13 protein-coding genes are annotated in these 18,346 nt (G+C 42.8%); all 13 read right to left on the bottom strand.

Going from position 1 to position 18,346, the window contains the following annotated elements:
* Positions 1–138: 138 nt before the first annotated feature.
* A complete protein-coding gene (locus tag NSB25_RS19310) occupies positions 139–2,565 on the bottom strand; it encodes an adenylyltransferase/cytidyltransferase family protein (protein WP_103239015.1) in 2,427 nt (808 codons plus the stop codon).
* 41 nt (positions 2,566–2,606) lie between these two features.
* Positions 2,607–3,968 (bottom strand): glycosyltransferase, encoded by a 1,362-nt coding sequence (locus NSB25_RS19305; RefSeq protein WP_103239016.1) that lies wholly within the window; start codon positions 3,966–3,968, stop codon positions 2,607–2,609.
* A 20-nt stretch (positions 3,969–3,988) separates the two neighbouring features.
* Positions 3,989–5,392, bottom strand: a complete 1,404-nt coding sequence (locus NSB25_RS19300; protein WP_103239017.1) for a glycosyltransferase — start codon at positions 5,390–5,392, stop codon at positions 3,989–3,991.
* A gap of 20 nt (positions 5,393–5,412) precedes the next feature.
* Positions 5,413–6,495 carry an FkbM family methyltransferase gene (locus NSB25_RS19295; protein WP_103239018.1) on the bottom strand — a complete coding sequence of 361 codons (1,083 nt, stop codon included), beginning with the start codon at positions 6,493–6,495 and terminating at the stop codon, positions 5,413–5,415.
* Positions 6,496–6,651: 156 nt separating this feature from the next.
* Positions 6,652–8,154: a glycosyltransferase family 4 protein gene (locus NSB25_RS19290; RefSeq protein WP_103239019.1), complete on the bottom strand. Its 1,503-nt coding sequence runs from the start codon at positions 8,152–8,154 to the stop codon at positions 6,652–6,654.
* The gene (locus tag NSB25_RS19285; protein WP_103239020.1) at positions 8,147–10,405 is read right to left on the bottom strand and encodes an HAD family hydrolase; all 2,259 of its coding nucleotides are present in this window, start codon (positions 10,403–10,405) and stop codon (positions 8,147–8,149) included. The genes NSB25_RS19290 and NSB25_RS19285 overlap by 8 nt, the downstream gene beginning before the upstream one ends.
* A gap of 64 nt (positions 10,406–10,469) precedes the next feature.
* Entirely contained in the window at positions 10,470–11,825 is a 1,356-nt protein-coding gene (locus tag NSB25_RS19280; protein ID WP_103239021.1) for a glycosyltransferase family 2 protein, read from the bottom strand.
* 15 nt (positions 11,826–11,840) lie between these two features.
* Entirely contained in the window at positions 11,841–12,164 is a 324-nt protein-coding gene (locus NSB25_RS19275) for a hypothetical protein (RefSeq protein ID WP_103239022.1), read from the bottom strand.
* Positions 12,165–12,188: 24 nt separating this feature from the next.
* On the bottom strand, positions 12,189–13,289 hold the full coding sequence (locus NSB25_RS19270; protein WP_103239023.1) for a class I SAM-dependent methyltransferase: 1,101 nt from the start codon (positions 13,287–13,289) through the stop codon (positions 12,189–12,191).
* Positions 13,286–14,062, bottom strand: a complete 777-nt coding sequence (locus tag NSB25_RS19265; protein WP_172455028.1) for a polysaccharide deacetylase family protein — start codon at positions 14,060–14,062, stop codon at positions 13,286–13,288. The genes NSB25_RS19270 and NSB25_RS19265 overlap by 4 nt, the downstream gene beginning before the upstream one ends.
* 152 nt (positions 14,063–14,214) lie before the next feature.
* Positions 14,215–15,813: a CDP-glycerol glycerophosphotransferase family protein gene (locus NSB25_RS19260; RefSeq protein ID WP_103239025.1), complete on the bottom strand. Its 1,599-nt coding sequence runs from the start codon at positions 15,811–15,813 to the stop codon at positions 14,215–14,217.
* A 15-nt stretch (positions 15,814–15,828) separates the two neighbouring features.
* Entirely contained in the window at positions 15,829–17,076 is a 1,248-nt protein-coding gene (locus NSB25_RS19255; RefSeq protein ID WP_146040001.1) for a hypothetical protein, read from the bottom strand.
* A 75-nt stretch (positions 17,077–17,151) separates the two neighbouring features.
* Complete coding sequence (locus NSB25_RS19250) at positions 17,152–18,165, bottom strand: glycosyltransferase (protein ID WP_257479298.1); 1,014 nt, start codon at positions 18,163–18,165, stop codon at positions 17,152–17,154.
* Positions 18,166–18,346 lie beyond the last annotated feature (181 nt).

Below are 18,346 nucleotides of genomic sequence, written 5' to 3'. Positions count from 1 at the left end.
CTGCCATTCATTTCATTTTAGCATGATGTACAGAATCTGTAAACACACGAATAATGGCTCTGTGAACGAAGATTCCCGTCATAAGGGTTATCAATAAGCCATCATGAGCACTGTGGGGGGAATTTATACTGAAAAAACTTATCCTTGACTCTCTTCATGCTTCTCCATATCCTTCAACTGCGTCGTGCTGATTCCTTCCGTATAAGGAAAAAATATCAGATCCGATCCATGCCTTCGCAGAAAGTCCCTTTTCGCCTGCCATTTCGGCTCATTCTCATAGTCGCTCCCCGAAAACTGCGCATCAAAGTGATATCTGCGGTATGCCTCATCTGTGTCTCCTTTTTCCACCGGTATCTCCACTGCCTCATCCACATACCGGCACGCACGCACAATGGCAATTCGCTCTGCAAAAGGAATCCGGGGCGTCGATTTCTTATGCCTTATCACCCCCTCATCTGTCACAACCCCGACAATCAGATAATTGCACTGTTCTTTGGCACGCCTCAGCAGATTAAGATGCCCTATATGAAAAAGGTCGAACACCCCCGCCACATATCCGATATTATATTTTTTACTTCCCGGCACCTGGACAGGTGAAGCTTGTTCCCGGTTCTGCCCATTATCGTTTCCCTGCTCCTGCACAGAACTACCTGAATCACGATAAAATGTATTAGGATCATACACGCTGAAATTTGAGATACCTTCTTTTTTCAGCTGTTTTACCACCGGCATATAATTTCTGATACAGATCATTACCTTGTACTCCGCAGGATTCATCTCTTTCAGAGCAACAGGGGCAAGCACCGGCAGACCGTCAATCTCCATTCCCCAGCGTCTTTCGTCATTGTCCAGATACCCGCTTACAGGATAGACCCCATCATATTTCTCTCTGAACCGCTTTGCATATCTCCCGGAACCGAACAGGTACAATCTGCGCCCTTTTGTGTGGTGGAAAATATCCTTAAAAATCATGGGATATTCTTCTTCGGAATAATTCATCCGCCGACGATTCTCCATCACAATGCCGGACTCTCGCCTGCCCTCCTTAAAATAATCCGATAGTCCATCGTCATCCCGCAGAATATTCAAAAATCTGCTGATAAATTTCTGAAATAATTCCATATGCTTTAGCAGTCCATATCGCTCAAAAAGCTCCTCTCTGGGCAAAATTGCGTCAAGCTGGTCATTAAACTTATAGATAAATTCAATGGTTCGAACCAGAATCGCCTTCATCGGAACATTTTCAAGGAATAACTCCTGATCATAAAATATAAACTCATTCTCATAATAAAAACAATTCAAAGACACCAGATCAAGGTATCCTCTCTTCAGAATTACACCCAGCTCCTCCCGTTCCTCCCGAGATCCAAAAGCAATCTTCTTCCACTTATCTCTGTTGGGATCATCCTTCCTGCGCTTCTCCCATCCCGGCTCAAACTGCTCCCAGTTTACCTCATGGGCAGCCACAGGTTCCGACGAATGTAGAAGGATATCCCGAAAATTGTCCATCTGCTTTAGAAATGCCGCTTTGTCATGTTTTAACAGTTCCCTGAAGTAATCATTGGCAGGAATCCCCGTTACATACGGCATAACAAAAGCCGCCTCGCGAAGCTCTGCGGGAATCATCCTGACGCCGCAGGAAGACAGATATTCATTATTGTCAGAAAGCTGCTGTAATTTCATTTTTCCGGGCTGATACAGCGCACGTTTCTCCACAAAGCCATCTCTGTGCAGGATAGTAGCCATGGCATTTTCTACTCCCCGTTCTCCGGAAAGCGTAACCTGATTCACAGGTGACAAAGAACCCTCAGGCACACACTCGATAAAGAATCCGTTTGCCATGCCGTGAAGCAGACCATTTGCAAGCAGGGACGGATACAGTTCCTCTTCAAAAAGGAATACAGTGTCCGGATTGTTGTATTCCGGGAAAATCCTGATATCGAGGGACTCATTCGGCATATAATCCTCTGCAAGAAGCAGCTGAGGATTGGATATCCTGGGAAAAACAGAAAAGACACGGCGCTGTCTGAATCCTGCTTCCTCCAGAAATTCCATCAGCTCTGCTTTCGCATAAGCCCTGCCTTTCATCTCCTCCCGCTCCTGGGGATATAAATGTACATAATTCTCCACGCTGTCATAAATTTTGCCGCTGAAGGCATCCTGATCTCCGCAAAAATACCGGATTCCCAGGCGATTATCTGCCGCCAGCAGGAATCTGCCATCCGGCTTCAGCAAATTGTGGATGTGTTTCAGGACCGTTGCCGGATTATGGGCATACTCAATGATGTCTACCGCAATGATGATGTCGTAACCATCTCGTATCCCCTTTTGCAAAGCAGTACCTGCGGCTTTCCCGTCCAGCAGCTTTGACATCACTGGCATATCCAGCCTCTCCAGCTTCAGCCGCTCCACGCACATTCCTTCTTCCAGCGCCTCCGCTGTCAGCCTGCTGCTCCCATGTTCACATACCACGCATGCCACTTTGCTTTCCCGTTTTATGTCATACCATTTTATTATGGCTCCGGGTAAATTTCTTCGCCTCTGCTCTGCTGTCATCCCGCTCATTCCTCACCTATATAAAAGATCAAATTTTGCCAACTCTAAAATCAAAGCCCTCTCATAAATAGATTCGTGCTTCCGAACGCATTCAGAGGAAGCCTGTATATGGATATATTTTCTTTCCTGATTCCTCTCTCTGTCAGCTGTTCCAGTATTTTCTCCGGACATGCCCTGTTTGCCACCAGATAATGCGCCTCGGGATAGCGCCTGACTGCTTCCTCCGGCGGCAAAATTTCATGTCCCAGATAACTGCCGCCCCATTTTTCCCTGGCATTATCACAGACGGCTACTATATTCTCCAGACCGTTCATCCTGAGAAGGCATAATGCAAATCTGGCTGCCTTTCCGGTACAGAACAGGACAAGCTGCTTTTTGCCGGCCATCTCCCGGACAAAAATATCATAAATATCGTAGTCGGCCTTCGCTTTAATGGCAATATAGGCCTCATAGGCCTCCGGCTGCTCTGTGAACAGACGCATCTCTATCCAATGCTGGGGAACCATTTCTTCCTGTTTCAGCAGCCCTCTTTCCCGATCCCCGATCATAATTTCCCGGAATTCATCAAGCACTGACAATATCGCTTCATCCGGCTGGCTGTGTTCCCGGAATGTGGTATAGGGAGAAAGCGCCATCATCACAGTCTCACGAGCCATAAAAGCCTGCCTGGCCCTGTCTGTTATACCATATTCCGCCATCCTTTCCCGCACATATCTGCACTCCGCCAGATTGAACCTGGCAAAATTGGAATTATATGTAGAAGAATTGGCGTTATCCCTTCTGTATCGGTAACATAGATTGTCTAAAAACATTCCCCGCCGAAGATTCATATCTGTCAGATAGCGAAAACCACAGTCCTGAAATGCTGCTCCCGGACTTTCATTCAGCCGGATTCGAAATTCCCGCAAAAAAGATACTTTATAGATGCCGTTCCATATATAGATATCCGGGGATAATCCTTTTTCCTCAAAATATTGAGATGAAATAATTCGTCCCGTATCGCCCAAGGGCTGTTCCAAAAGATGCCTTTCCCCTTCATAAGGCGTGACCAGCGTATAAAAACCTGCTTTCGCATAATCAAGGTGGTTCTCAACCGCAGCCTTATACAGCACCTCATACATGTCGGTGCTGATGCAGTCATCCGTCTCCACAATTCCCAGATACTCACCTCTGGCCAGGCTGATACCCAGATTGATCTGATAGCCATAGCTTTTTTTATCAGAATGAATCAATTGGATACGGCTGTCTCTGTCGGCATATTCCCTGATAATCTCACAGGTTCCGTCTGTGGATCCTGCATCAATGCATAAGATTTCCAGATCCGTCATTGTCTGTCCTATCACACTCTCAAGGCATTCCCTGATATAAGCTGCCACGTTGAGAGATGGCAGAATCACTGTTATTTTGGGCATGATGTACCTCCATTAGCCTTTTATACAATTCCCGCCGGCAGCTTCTCTATCACCCGGCTTTCTTCGATTCCAAGTGCTATAAGCTGGTTCCGCACCTGGTCCCTGCCTTCCTTCATGGATAATAGCACCACCTGGTTCCTGTCACCTGCCATCTGTGCCAGTTCCATGGGAGAGATAACAGGAATACCAAATTTTTTCTTTCCATGCAGCTCTTCCTTATTATCGCAAAAAGCATCCATGCGTATCTGATTTCGGTCACAGAAAAGCATAAGCCTCTCCCCTCGTATACCGCATCCAAATATCACCACCGGGCGATTTGCTATCATGCAAAGACAATCCTGCACAGCTTTTTTCATCGCGTTCTCTCTGTCCGCAAATCTCCTGGCATAAGCCTCCCGCGCTCCAAGCAGAAGTCTCAATCTCTCCCACGTTTCTCTCCCATACATGCTTTCCTTCAGAAGGCCCTCATCTACAGCATCAGAGATCTGCCTTTGAAACCATTCACAGGGTTCCTCCAGCCTGTCATCCTTCCATTCTCCATGAAAATTCGACAAAATCTGTTCATATTTTGTCAGAAAAGCAATACTCATCGTAAAGTAATAATAGTTACGATGCGCACCTTTTAAGCTGCCGATAAAGTTCTGCTGTTCATTCAGCCAGCGGAATTCTCCTTCATAATACCGAAGCCCTTCCGCACATCCCGAGGAAGCCTCTTCCCGTCCCTGCCTGTACCGGTAAAAGCTTTTGTCAATATATGCTGCCCTTTTTGCATAGGATTTCACCTGCTGCAGGAACCCCATGTCCTGGAATGCCGCTCCCGGCGACTCATGCAGCCGTATTCCATTTTGATTCAGGAATTCTCTGTTATAGATCCCTTTCCAAAGCACATAGTCTGTGGATCTGAGCACAGCAATCCTGTCCGGCCCCAACACCTGCCCATACCAGTCATGGACCGGAGTCGGAAATATGTCGCTCTCTTCCTGCCCCATATCCCTCCACGCTACATCTGAAAAAATATGCTGTCGCGTAAAATAATTACATCCATTCTGAAGTCTGATAAAGGTATCAAAATCCGTAGCCACATAATCAAGCCTGTCCTCTTCCGCTTTTGTATACAGGCATTGGTACATGTCTTTCTCTATCCAGTCATCCGTCTCCAGAATAGCCACATATTTTCCCCCTGCATGGTCCAGCCCCATGTTGACCTGCCGGCCATAGCTTTTTATCTTGCTGTGAAGCAGAATAATTCTGGAATCCCTGTCGGCGTACTCCTTCAGAATATCCGCCGTACCGTCTGTGGACCCTGCATCTATGCAGATAATCTCCAGTTCCTGCAGCGACTGGTTCATAACGCTGTCCAGGCATTCCCTTAAGTATGCTGCCACGTTCAATGATGGCAGGATAACTGATACTTTTGCAGCCATTTCCACAAGACCTCCCAAACTCACAGGGCATACATCACTGTCTCATACTTTGTGTCGGAATACTGCCGCACATAAATCCTGTACTCCGGATTCATTTCTTTCACCATCACCGGAATCCCGAATAAATCATCGGGTTTATGGTACAGACAGATGGCCAGTTTCGGTCTGTAATCCCTGATAATCTTACGGCACCCTTTCAGAGCTTCCTGTTCGGCGCCTTCTATATCCATCTTAATGAAGGTAGGCGCATAGTCATACACAACCTCATCCAATGCAACTACCGGCACCTGGCAGTTTCCTTCTCCCTCTGCCACATGGGAACCATCCGTCCCTTTCGCCTCAAACTGCAGGGTTGTATTTTTGCTCCATACACCGCACATATGCAATTCACAGGAATTTTTCCCGAGATTTTTCTCTATCGCTTCCTTCTTACACAGTTCAGGTTCAAATATAACGATTCTGTCATATTTTCCTCCACATCGCTCGATAAACTGCAAAGAAGTATCCCCGTCAAAACCTCCACAGTCAATAAAAACTTCCTTGTCTGTCAGTTCCACTTTTTCATCAAAATAGGATTCCTCATGAGGCCTGACTACATCTGCCATGCTGCGCATCAGGAACATCTTCCGCATCCTTGCCAGGTACACCCTCCTGGAAAAGTCATCCGCCAACAGCTGATAAGCCTTTTTGTATTCCTCTAAATGTGACTCCAGCCATTCCACGGTCAGCCTGTCATAATATTCCCGCATCACAAGAATCTGCTTTCCGGCAAATCCCTGTGCTCGTAACTGCCTGCAAATGGAGTCACGATCCTCATCTTCCACAACACTCACAAGTACTACTACATTTTCATCTGTATTATCCAGGAATTCCGGCTTCACGACTCTGACCCCTGTGACCATGTCCTTATCTGTCTGGCCGCGATTATCACAGAAACAAGACACCTCAATCCCGACTCGATGCAGCATATCATATACTTTATGTCCGCAGTCTCCTGCTCCAAAGATTATCAACTGCTTCCCCTGACTATCCACCATTTCTCTGAATGTCTCCAGATCAACCTGATTCCTGATCATCTCGACTGTCCTGTAAAATTCTTCCATCTGCTATTCTCCTTTTGCTTCTTACGCTTCAATATGCTGACAGCCACAGGTTATCCACACAGTTTCCCTTCACTTCCAGTCTAACTGTCTGATTCGGCCTCATGCCGCATCTTCTAAATATGACGTTATTTCTTCACTATTATTACCTGACCTGGATCATGGCTTCTCTGATCTCTCACTTTTCCAGACTTCTCTCAATAGCTTCTCCCAAAATGCTGCCTGGTTCATATGTACCTGCCGTTCATATATTGTACGATGCGCATTCTGTCCCATTTGCTTTAACATGTCACGGTTATGGTACAATCGGCATATTCTGTCAGCAAGGCTATCCACATCTCCTATATCTACAATGTATCCGTTATATCCATCTGTAACGTCATCTGCCGCCCCCGATACATCAGTGATTACCGGTACCGCCCCTGCTGCCATGGCCTCTGACTGAGAAATGCTGTGGCCCTCCCTTTCCGAGCAGCTGACCATGATATCCTGTCTTTTCCAGAAAGTCGGAATATCGCTTCTGTCAATATAACCTTCCAGCCTGATACACCCCTGCAAGCCTTCCGCTTTTATACTTTCCTGCAGAGTCTCACTATAATCTCCTGCCCCTGCAATATTCATCTGGAAACAGATGCCTCTTTCCCTCAGCTTTATTGCCAATACCGGTAACAGATCCGCTCGTTTCGATGTAACTGTCACTCTGCCTGCATATCCGAGCTGTAAGCATGTATTATCTACACTCCATTCTCGTTTTACCGTTTTTCCGAGTGTAACTTTCCATTCCAAATGTTCAATTTTACTCTTCTCCATTCCCAATGACAATAATTTCTCTTCTATCCGGGAGCTGATTACCAGGCATTTGTCAATGTACTCCTGCCACAGACTGTAAGTCTCATAATAGAGTTGATCATCGCTATGCTGTACAGCCACTATCCTGACCTGACCGGGAAACAGCTTTTTGGCAATACATGCAGCCCAGAAGATATTCTGCGGAAAATTACATATCATTGTACATGGAAGATTTTTTATAATTTCTCTCAGACACAGCTCTACTTTATCCTTTTCCCCAAAAAGCTCACTGTACTCCAATATCCTGACCGGAAAAGTTTCGTCTACAGCTCTGGGCCCTGCCTCATCTGCAGCCAGATAAAGTCCCTGATACTCTTTTCCTTTCAAATCCTTTGCCAGACTGTACACCCATGACTCCACACCGCCTAAAACCATACCGTTACGCAAGTCAAATAATATCTTCTTTTTTTCTGAAAGCTTCTTCGATACTACTATGTTTGAAGAAATGACTTGATAAGAAAATACATTATAGTCCATCGTATAACTACAGACTGCATAATATAAGCAATAATCTAATATTTTATGGCTGCCGGCTATGATCTTATCCTTCTCCACTCCAAGCGACAAAATCTGCCGATAGATTTCCTCTTCCCTGCCACAAGTAATAAAAATGTACTCAAAAGATAACATCTGCAGATTATCCGGATGATAAATTAGAATGCCTTCATAGAGACTTCCACTTAATGTTTTATCGTTATCCAGCATTCCCCTGGGCAGAATTCCAAAATCTCTGCAGCATTCCAGCCAATACCGTCCTATTTTTCCTGCACCAAAAAACAGAACTTCTATAGTTCTATATACTTTGTTATCCATAATATATCTTCTCTGCCTCAATCCCCATTTCCTGCAGCTTGTCCCATACCTCCTGCCTTACCGCATCCTGGTGTATGGCAATGATAATTCTGTCAAAAGTATGTGCTCTGATCTCTTCCGGGGATGTTACCTGGAGTCCTTCTGCCTGTAGTCTCTCATAATCCTGGTCAACCCAAAGCAGACTGCTGCACCTGGCATATCTCTGCCTGGCCTGCTCTACATAGGCCTGTCCTACTTTTCCGGCTCCGTAAATGACAATGCTGCCCTGTAAAAGCTCCCATGGGCAGAAATAGGCGATTCCGGGTTTCAAATGAGTGTGCAGATAGCGGTTCCAGCCTGTGAGCCACTTTCCTATCCCTTTCTTCCTGTATTTCTGACACTTTTCTTTGTAATGCATTGCCTTTTCTGATACTGCCAGGGCATAGTCCAGAGAATTCCCCTGATAGACCTCCCGCACATTGCTCCCATCGCCCCAGAAATAAATCTGGCGGAGCTGCTTTGGGGAAACAGGAGGGGCAAACTCGACAATACCTTTTTTTCTTCCACTGGACGAAAAAGGCATATGGCAGAAATATTCCGCAATCCTTCCGGGCGGATTACAGGTAATGACGTCCAGATATTCTTTGGCAATATCAATTCTTACATTATATTTCAATTGATTCTGAAGAATTGCCTGTTCCATATAGCGCACGTATTCCAGTACGGCATCCCGATATTGTAATAAATGATAAGCCTTAATCTGTTCCCCTTCCACCTGGTCCAGAACAGGCAGAATTCTGCCGTTCTCCTCCCTGTAACCTTCTGTCTGGCCATGAGGCGCCCTACATAAAAGCTCCAGCATATAACTTCGTTCCATGTTACTCGGATAAAAATTCAGGAAACTGCACTGTCCCTTTTCCTGGATACTGTCCAATTTAAAATAAAAATTTCTGATTTCACCTGTATAAAAGCTGCCAATCAAAAGGGCAAGACATTTCTGTGTCAAACCTGTACCCGCCAGTTCAACAAATGCAAAACTGCTGTCGGATGTATCTATTTCCTGCTGTAAATATCTAATAACCAGATCCCGCTTTTCTACTTGACTTTCAACCAGATATTCTCTGAACTCTCTATTGTACATGAGATGCTTACAAATATTGTCTCTTTGGAATCCTGATATCTGCAAGTTCTCTCCGCCTTTTTGAAATTTCTCCGGCAAAAAAGATCTTAACTCATCCATTTCTAATTGAAAAACCATTGCCAAATCTTCCAGACTAATAGTCTCATCTAAATTAGACCATTTGAGAATTCTGTTAAAATCTTCCACAGAGCCTTCATAAGCAGGTAATCTCCATACTTTTCTCGAGCCATATATGTAGAATGTCTGAATAGAATACTGCCTTTCCTGTATGATGATATCCGCAATCTGCTTCAGAATCCATCCATCACGAGCCACAAAGTAAAGCCTGTCAATCCCCAGTCTCCCGCTCTCTTGTAATACCCAACTGACATAAGGATATAATACAGGCCCTGCTAAAGAACACCCTGCTTCAAAAGCAGCATCTCCCTTCTCAAAGCTTCTAATATATTTTGATACACCAATTGACATCTGATGGAATACATTTTTACTGCTTTTTTCATATTCCTTGATACTCTCTGGCAAAATATGTATTGTTCTTATGCCCAGTTTGGAAGCTGCTTCAATATCTGCATGTATATTATCTCCATAGTGCTCCCAATGTGAAAACTCTACGTTTTCACATTTTTTCACTATCTGATATAAACCTGTGCTTTTTGTCCTTCCGTATTCTGATGATACATAAATGGGAATGTCCTGAAAGACAGTATCCACTTTACATAACATATGCCGTATAATATCTTTACTGAGGTACATATCTGAAATTAGAACAACTTGCTCACCTCTGGCTTTTAATTTCTTTAGCAGGTTGATATTTTCAAAGAGCCCAAACACGCTATTATATTCCGTTTCCACTTCCAGCTTTTTTAACTGGTTCTGTTGTATTTCCGGGATACATGCCGTAGTCGCCAAGGCATGATAAATATCGTCTAATCTAATCTCATATCTTCCAACTTCACTGGCATGCCTCCTTGCCAGTCCTTCCGCACCCACACGCAATTCATAAAAGTTCTCTGCAAGATAAGGAATATATTCACCCGTTTTCTGTATTCTCTCCTGCATCAGCACAAAAATACCTTTCGGCTCTGTAGTACAGCGTGTTATTAAAGTATCAAAGATGTCAAAAGAATACATGTATCAGCTCCTTTTTTAATCATCTCATCTATTTCTATGCTTTTACAAATTTTACTTTGCACACTTATAACATTTGTGCATGTAACAGATCTGTATCTACCCCCAAAGTATATTCTGTAATCTGTCCATCCTGCATTCCCAAAGCCTTTAACTGTTCCCGCATTTCTCCGGCATGAAACTTACTGGCAATGATATATTGTGCATTTGGATATTTTCTGACTGCCTGTCCTAATTCCAAGACCTCTATTCCCTGTATCCTCGTCTCCTGGTTACCTATATTACTGCTGCAATAAGCTAAAACCATTCCCGATACTCTGCTCTCCAGCAGTATATGACAGAACTTTCCCCATCTCCCACATCCAAAAATAACTACTTTCCGGGACTTTCCTTCTTCAAGCAATTTCCGCAATATATTATCTTTTGTGGTAAAAGATTCTATATACACATCATACAGTTTCTTTGGATCCTCTAAAAAACAAGTCAGTTCATCCCATTCTCCTACATCAAATACAGATTTTTTTAATATATCTTCTTTGACAGCCCCTTTTAACTTTTCTGCCAAAGCGTTAACATCCGGAATCACTTCTTTCCAAAACTCTCCTGAACGCGCCATCATATGAATACGCTCTCTTGTCTGTCGAAACATTTTATAATAACAGACCGAGTACCACTCCACATTCTTCTCCTGTAGCAATTGATCTACATATTCATATTCCTGAACTAAATATCGAAAAGCATTTTTGTTAAAGCAGGAGGATGTCGCATTATCGGTTCTATAACGATATACAAGCCGATCTATATATACTGCCCAGTCAGCCTTGAAATGTGCTTGTAGCATAAATCCAATGTCCTGATACGCCGCGCCAGCGGATTCATTCAAGCGAATATTCTTCATAAATTCTTTTCTGTATATTCCACTCCACAAATAAAAATCATTCAATACCAATTCGGGACTTTTTGAAGGAATCATTTCAACTGCTCCGTCGCAAGCGTCATATTTCTCCTGAGGAAATACTTTTATAAAATGACAAATATTCTCCCCTCTTTGCGTTTCTATAAATGCTTCCGCCACACCTTTCACATAATCCGCTTTTGTACTTTTGGCCGCCCCATATAATATCTCATACATATCCGGCAAAATTATGTCATCGGTCTCTACAATCCCTACATATTCCCCACGGGCAAGCGATATCCCCAGATTTACCTGATAACCGTAGCTTTTCCTGTCAGATTGCATCATGTTAATTCGTTTGTCTAATGCCGCATATTCCTGCAATATTTCCCAGGTCCCGTCTTCCGAACCCGCATCAATTACAAGAATTTCCATATCCTGCATTGTCTGTGCAAGAACACTTTCCATGCATGGCCTTATATATCCGGCAACATTCAGCGACGGCATAATGACAGTGATTTTGGGCATATCCAAGCTCCTTTATTATATAAGCAAAATATGAATCTTACCGATAAAGTTCTCATTCAAAGTCCTGTACATTTCTCTGACATACTTTCCTGCAATCAAAAACTCTGTACCCGAGTACTGTGCAATTGCATCATTTACCCAACAAACAGGTATTCCTTCGATATATTGTCCACTCTTTACAATATTAGAATCACAAAAGCATACTATATTTCTCTTTACCCCGTTCAAATCCATAAAATTCAAAATTCTGTGTCCATAAATTCCAGTACCAAAAATAATGAACCGCCTACTCGTATCCAGTAATTTTTTATCATACAAAATATTCCCTACATACTCCATATTTTCTCCCTGCTTTAAAATCTACTATTTCTTTTTAAGTACAATTGATATAATCAACGGATAGTCCTTGTCCATTTCCCTGAAGTCTTCTTCCCGCAAATCCTCAGCACACAATCCATAAAGCATTGCTATCACTGTTTTCACATTTCCATAAGTTTGTATTTCAATGTTCTCAGCCCCAAACACCGGTTCAAAAAGTGCCTGCATCGCATCTTCATGAAAATTGTAATAACTCCCCCATAAATCTGCGTCATACCTTGAAATCTGTGAAATTCCAGAGACGGTTACCAGCGCACATCCACCCTTTTTCAGCATCTTATAAATATTCTCAGCAGCACTTTTAATATCGTAAATAAACATTAAGGTCTGTGTAATTATCGCACAATCATATCTGCCTTCCTTTATTCCTTCTCCTGTTTCAAGATTACCTTTTACGGCATTATTACCCCAGCCTTCTACATGCAGTATATATGATCTTTCTATTCTGTCCTTTCCATATTGCATCGTGTATGTATTTTCAGCTATCTCAAGACAGTCACCATATATAAGATAACTATTTTCTTCCAAAAATTTTTCTATATAATATCGGTCAATTGCCTTCCCTCTCTCGGTTCCAAATTTTCTGCTGACTGGCTTTGTTTTCATCTGTGCAATAGTATTAATATAAGGATCGTTTCTTTTATACTTTTCCCTTAACAGTTTCCATGCCATCTCCTGAAGATGATCATGATTTTCAATGACCAACTTTTCTCCCGATCCGGCATAATAAATAATCTGATCCGCTTCAGTCCCTAAATACCCATTCCCGTCAAGCATCACTTCCTGGATTTCCGTATAGGGAGGAAACATAATTCCAAACAGTATCTTTCTTCCATCAACGCCAAGTTCATACAACTGTTTCCACATGGAAACATATTGATAGGACATTAAAATAATCCACACATCCTGCCTTAGATATTGCTTTATGTCTTTGGGAGAATAAATTGGTATACCCGTATCTCCGTATATCATTGCTTCCCCGGAAACCTTATTGTCTATAAATCCAACGATATAAAAATGCTCCCTTATATAGTTTGCTTTGTCTTGATATAATTTTCCAGTTCCAAATATAAAAACTTTCTTCATCCTGTTCCTGCCTGCTCATTCCAATAGTCCCTGATTTTTTGTTCAAACTCAACTGGTCCCCAATCTCTGACCACCTTTCGGGGAATTCTGTACAGATCTGTCGATGCACTCCATAAGGCATTTTCTGTAGATGCAGCTTTTCGAATACCATATTTACGACAAATTTTTTCGGTATCCTGATCAAAATCAGCTTCCGGATTACCAAACGGATAGGAAAATACTGTGATTTTCTGGTCCACAATCTGTGCTATGGTATCTATGGATGCTTTTATTTCAAATTCCTGACTTTCCCTGCTTAAACCCGCAAGTGAAGGATGAGATATTGTATGTGCACCTACCGTAATCATCCTGGACCTTGCCAATTCTTTGCAGTCTCTACTGGAAAGAGTCAGATAATGTTTCCTTACTGTTCTCTTCAATCCTCTCCACTTCCATAGTTGCATTAGCCAGTTCTCTCTTTTTTCAAAACTAATATAACTTTTCATCAAATGATGAATACCCATATAGCAGTTTTTCCTATATTCCAATGTGCTCGTATCCCACCGACAGCTAAACTGATCATCAAAAAGTTCAAAATATAAAGGAAACTCATTTCCTTCCAGTAAAAGGGCCTCCAGTTCATCCCACCATAATTCCATGTCCTGTCCCATAGTCCCAGTACTGACAAATATCGTTGCCGGCACTTCCAGTTCCTCCAGAACAGGCAATGCATATTCCAGATTGTCAAGATACCCGTCATCAAAAGTAATTGCCACAGCATTTGAATCTAACATAGACCAGTCATCCTCGAATCGCACAATCCGGTAGTTATGTTTCAAATATAACATCTGCTGACGAAATTTGGTCGGTGATACACACAACTGATTAAAGTCTGATTCTAAAATATTTACTCTGTGATAATATAATGTGAGTACTCTGTGATTTTTCATTTCCCACTGCCCTGGCCTTCCAACAATCCCATAACAAATTTTGCAGCACGTTCACTGGCATGTCCATCCTCGTGAACACCATATTTTTCCATAAAATAATTTAAATTTTCTATATACTTCTCTATATCAAAATCTCTGATTAACCTGTGCAACTGTTCATTCGATTCTGCAACAGGAAACGGCAATGTATCATAATCTATCAGAAGGTCTCGTTCTCTACTGATATACGTTTTTTTATCAGGTGCATACAAGAAAACCGGCTTTTTTCTGTATGCTTCTTCAAACATAATGCTGGAATAATCTGTAATCATTATATCTGAAGCTGCCACCAGTTCTTGGCTGTCCTGGTAGTCTCCCACATTGATTATATTGTTGCTCTCTGGTAGGATATTCTCTCCAAAAGCCAGACTGGGATGAAGACGCACAAGCAGATACCACTCCTCTTCCCATTTTTTCTTCAACACCTGTAGTAGTCTTTCCATGTCCAGCATAATTTCCATACTATTGGTCCGTTCTAGTTCACCTAAGCGATATGTAGGAACATACAGGCAAATTCCAGCATCTTCCCCGATACCTAAGCGTTTCTTTACCATATTTTGTATGTCTTTATCAAAAAGAATGTCTGACCGCGCAGACCCCAGGCGTATCGCCTTCCCTCGAAACATAAAGCCGCTTCTACAGGATTCCTCATCAAATTTACTGCCCGAAAAAAGATAATCCATCCTTGCCCCATCATATCTTATTGCTTCTTCTACTTCTGCTGTCAGAACAGGAGATTTATCATCGAGATAAAACTTTTTCAGCGTAATACTTGACCAATGCTTTACCTGAATATATATCTGTTCGTCCCTTTTTTTAATCTGGGGAGATATAATATCATCATAAATCCATATCTTCGCTGTCTCCATTTCATAGGCATATCTTTCCCAATTTCTGCCGTATACCAGTCTGACCCCCTCCGGCTTGTCCATGTGCATATTCTCTACAACCCAAACAATGTCTAAGTCCATCCTTTCCTTCAGCAGTGCTCTGGTAATCTGCCGTGCATGTCCCCCATATACGCCAATCATCATAACCAATTTTTTCTCTTCCAATGCCTGACTACAGCACCAGCTAATATAGCGACGGCGTATTTCGTCCAAATCTTCCATCGCTCTGCCCGGATCATAATTTCGCCTGTCTGCCTCCATCATCAACAGCACATAGACATGCCTGATTCCCATGTCCCGCACCTGCCTTTCGATGACCTGATAATAATTTGTGCTAGTTATAAGAACCACAATATCCGTCTCTGAAAATTTTTTTAAAACGCAAGGAGAATTTATTATCAAGTTCTCATATCCCGTCTGCCGCGCTGCTTCACAGCACACTTCCAATATTTCTCCCTGTATACCTGCGTTATTGTCAAGCACTCCTGAAATATGTACCTGACTTCCATAATTCCTCAGAAAATAGTTCATTCCCTCCCCGACGCCAAAGAGGAAAAGCTGTCTCCCCCTGACTCTTTCCACAAAAAGTTCCCATTTCTGCGTTCCGGCATCAATCCATTCACATATCTGAAGATTATTTTTCATGGCTTTTGATATGATATCCATTTTCTCTCCAATTCACTAATACTTCTCCATTACATCCTGCATATCCAAAAGGCTGTCCAACGAATATATGTTTGAAACTCTTGACCCCATTTGAACGTTTATCTCATCCAAATCGTATCCTGGGATTACAACCAAGGCCAGGTTTCCTGTTGCTTCAGGCAGTTCTTCCCCGCAGTCATAAACTGGATATTCCATGAAAGTATCCTTTATCTTATTTGTCACAATAAAATACTCAAGCTCTACTTTCCCGCACATATCATCTGCCAACAACTTCCCAAGCTTCCCTGTTCCATATATGGCAATACTTTTTATATCATGATCCAACAGGATATCTCCAATAGTCCTCCCGCTTTGCTTTAATTCCAGCCATTTTTCCAGACAATTCCTGTAATACTTATGTCTTTCTGCAGCCGAACTTCTCCCATAAACACTTTGATAAAATCTCCCGAATTCCTTTTCCGCCCATGGTTCAACCATGATATCCTCCGGCAGTTCCCCGCCGTTTCCTGTGGTCTGGCCAATTGGCACTACCCACAATGATTCACCTGATGTATGGGTTCCCGGATTTTCAAATCCTATATTATATACTTTGTTGTCCGTCGGTCTTACCGAAATCCCTCCCTTGAGCAGCACATAAATGCTCCACCACAAATCCCAAGTCCCCAGCATCCAATATTCTGTTAAAACTTTTTTAATCGGATATCCGCAGCTGCAAAACATCGGATTATTTTTCATAGCATCACCGATCTGCCTGATGAGAGAAAATTTATCCTGAAATTCCTCCCAGCGTTCCTTCCAGGTTCCCCATACCTGCCCCGCCGGTATCCCTGCTGCCACTATTGGCAAGGAATATCCTTCCGGTATCCTGATGGGTTCCAGATAGGCTCCCACTTCAATTACCTTTCTGTTATCCTCGTACTGGATGAGACACTTTTCCATAAATTGGATGCAGTCATCACTGATAATGCAGTCATCTTCAATCACGATGACTGCATCCTTTTGCTGCAATACCTTGTTGATACCATAAATAATCTGTCTGTCAAGGCTGTCGGCCTTTTGCTTATTTTGCTCGTATACAACATCACACCAGTCAATCTGCTTGACCAGAGTTTCATTTTGCTCCCATGCCCTTCTGTCTGTTTTTTCCCAAAGTCCATCCTGGAACACATAAAGCTGCTCAATATGGTTTCTCTTCAGCGCTTCTAATGCCCTGTTTGTACATTGCGGCCTGTCATATATGAACATTATAATTCCACAATCCATTGCATTTCACCTTTCATTATCCGTTCAGCATATATCCCTTCCCACATCTGCATAGCCCTGATGTCCATATCTCCTTCAGGCCATGATAAAGATATTCTTCAAAACCTCCATGCCTCTGCCATACAGATAATTGACGGCTTCCTCATGTCCTTGTACAAAGCCAAGAAATACGGCGGTATCCCTCCGAATATCCATTTCTTCTTTTCTGATAACAGGAATCCCCTCGACAATTCCTTCCCGATTATTATCCACAAAGGCAATAATCTGTATTTCCGCAAGGAAATATTGAATTAACTTCTTCGTTATCCTGCCCCATTTCCCTGCTCCCCATATATAACATTTCTTGGCGATAATACATTTTCTGATCTGCCGCAGATACAGCAGCCTGCTGAATATGTTCTCCTGTTCCTCCTGATCCAATCCAGCTTCTGTCACATTTTCTGCCATTTGAGTTACCTGTTCTTCCAATACATTCCAGTCGTCCAAGTCACCCTTTATCTCAAAGCTGTCCGCTGCATCGGCATATAAATCTTCCAGCTGAGCCTTCACTGATTCTCCGGAAAAGAATTTTTCATACGTCCGTTTTTCCTTGTCAAGTATATCCCACAATTTGGCGTTTTCATAATCATGATAAAACCTCCTGATGGCCTCCCCCAACGCGGATGCGGCAAAGTCCTCCGCAAGATAGGCATTTACTCCATCCTTCAGTATTTCCGGCACGCCCGCCACAGGTGTTGAAATAATGGGAATATTCAAGGACATGGCCTCCACAATAGAAGCCGGAAAAGATTCCCTCCTGCTGCCACAGACAAGGACATCTATCTTTCCCAGGAAACTTGTCATATCGTCCAAAAAGCCAAGCATATGAATCCTGTCCTGAAGTCCATGTTCCACAATATAATTTCTACACTCCTCCCCATATGGGGAATTATTTTCCCCTGCCACCATAAGCTGCAGGTCGGCGCCCTTGTCTATTTCGTGCTCAACTGCCTTTATTACTTCCAACTGATTTTTATACCGGCAGACAATTCCTGCAGTCCCTATCACTATAGATTTTCTTTCCCTTACAGGTTTCCTGCATACTTTCATATCACCAAATACTCTGACACATTTGCCTTTACAGCCCAGATACTTTTTCCACTTTTGCAGGAAAAAGTCCGAATCACAGGATATATATTGGGGAAAAATATTTTGACAGGGAACAAGCCAGTCCCATTCCTCCAATGAATAAATATTCATAACATGCGGTATTCCAAGTTTTCTGGAAACA

This window comes from Acetatifactor muris (genome assembly GCF_024623325.1).
In the GTDB taxonomy this organism is placed as follows: Bacteria; Bacillota; Clostridia; order Lachnospirales; family Lachnospiraceae; genus Acetatifactor; species Acetatifactor muris.
The sequence above is the reverse complement of the archived record's forward strand: the minus strand, read 5'-3'. Positions and strand labels throughout refer to the sequence as shown.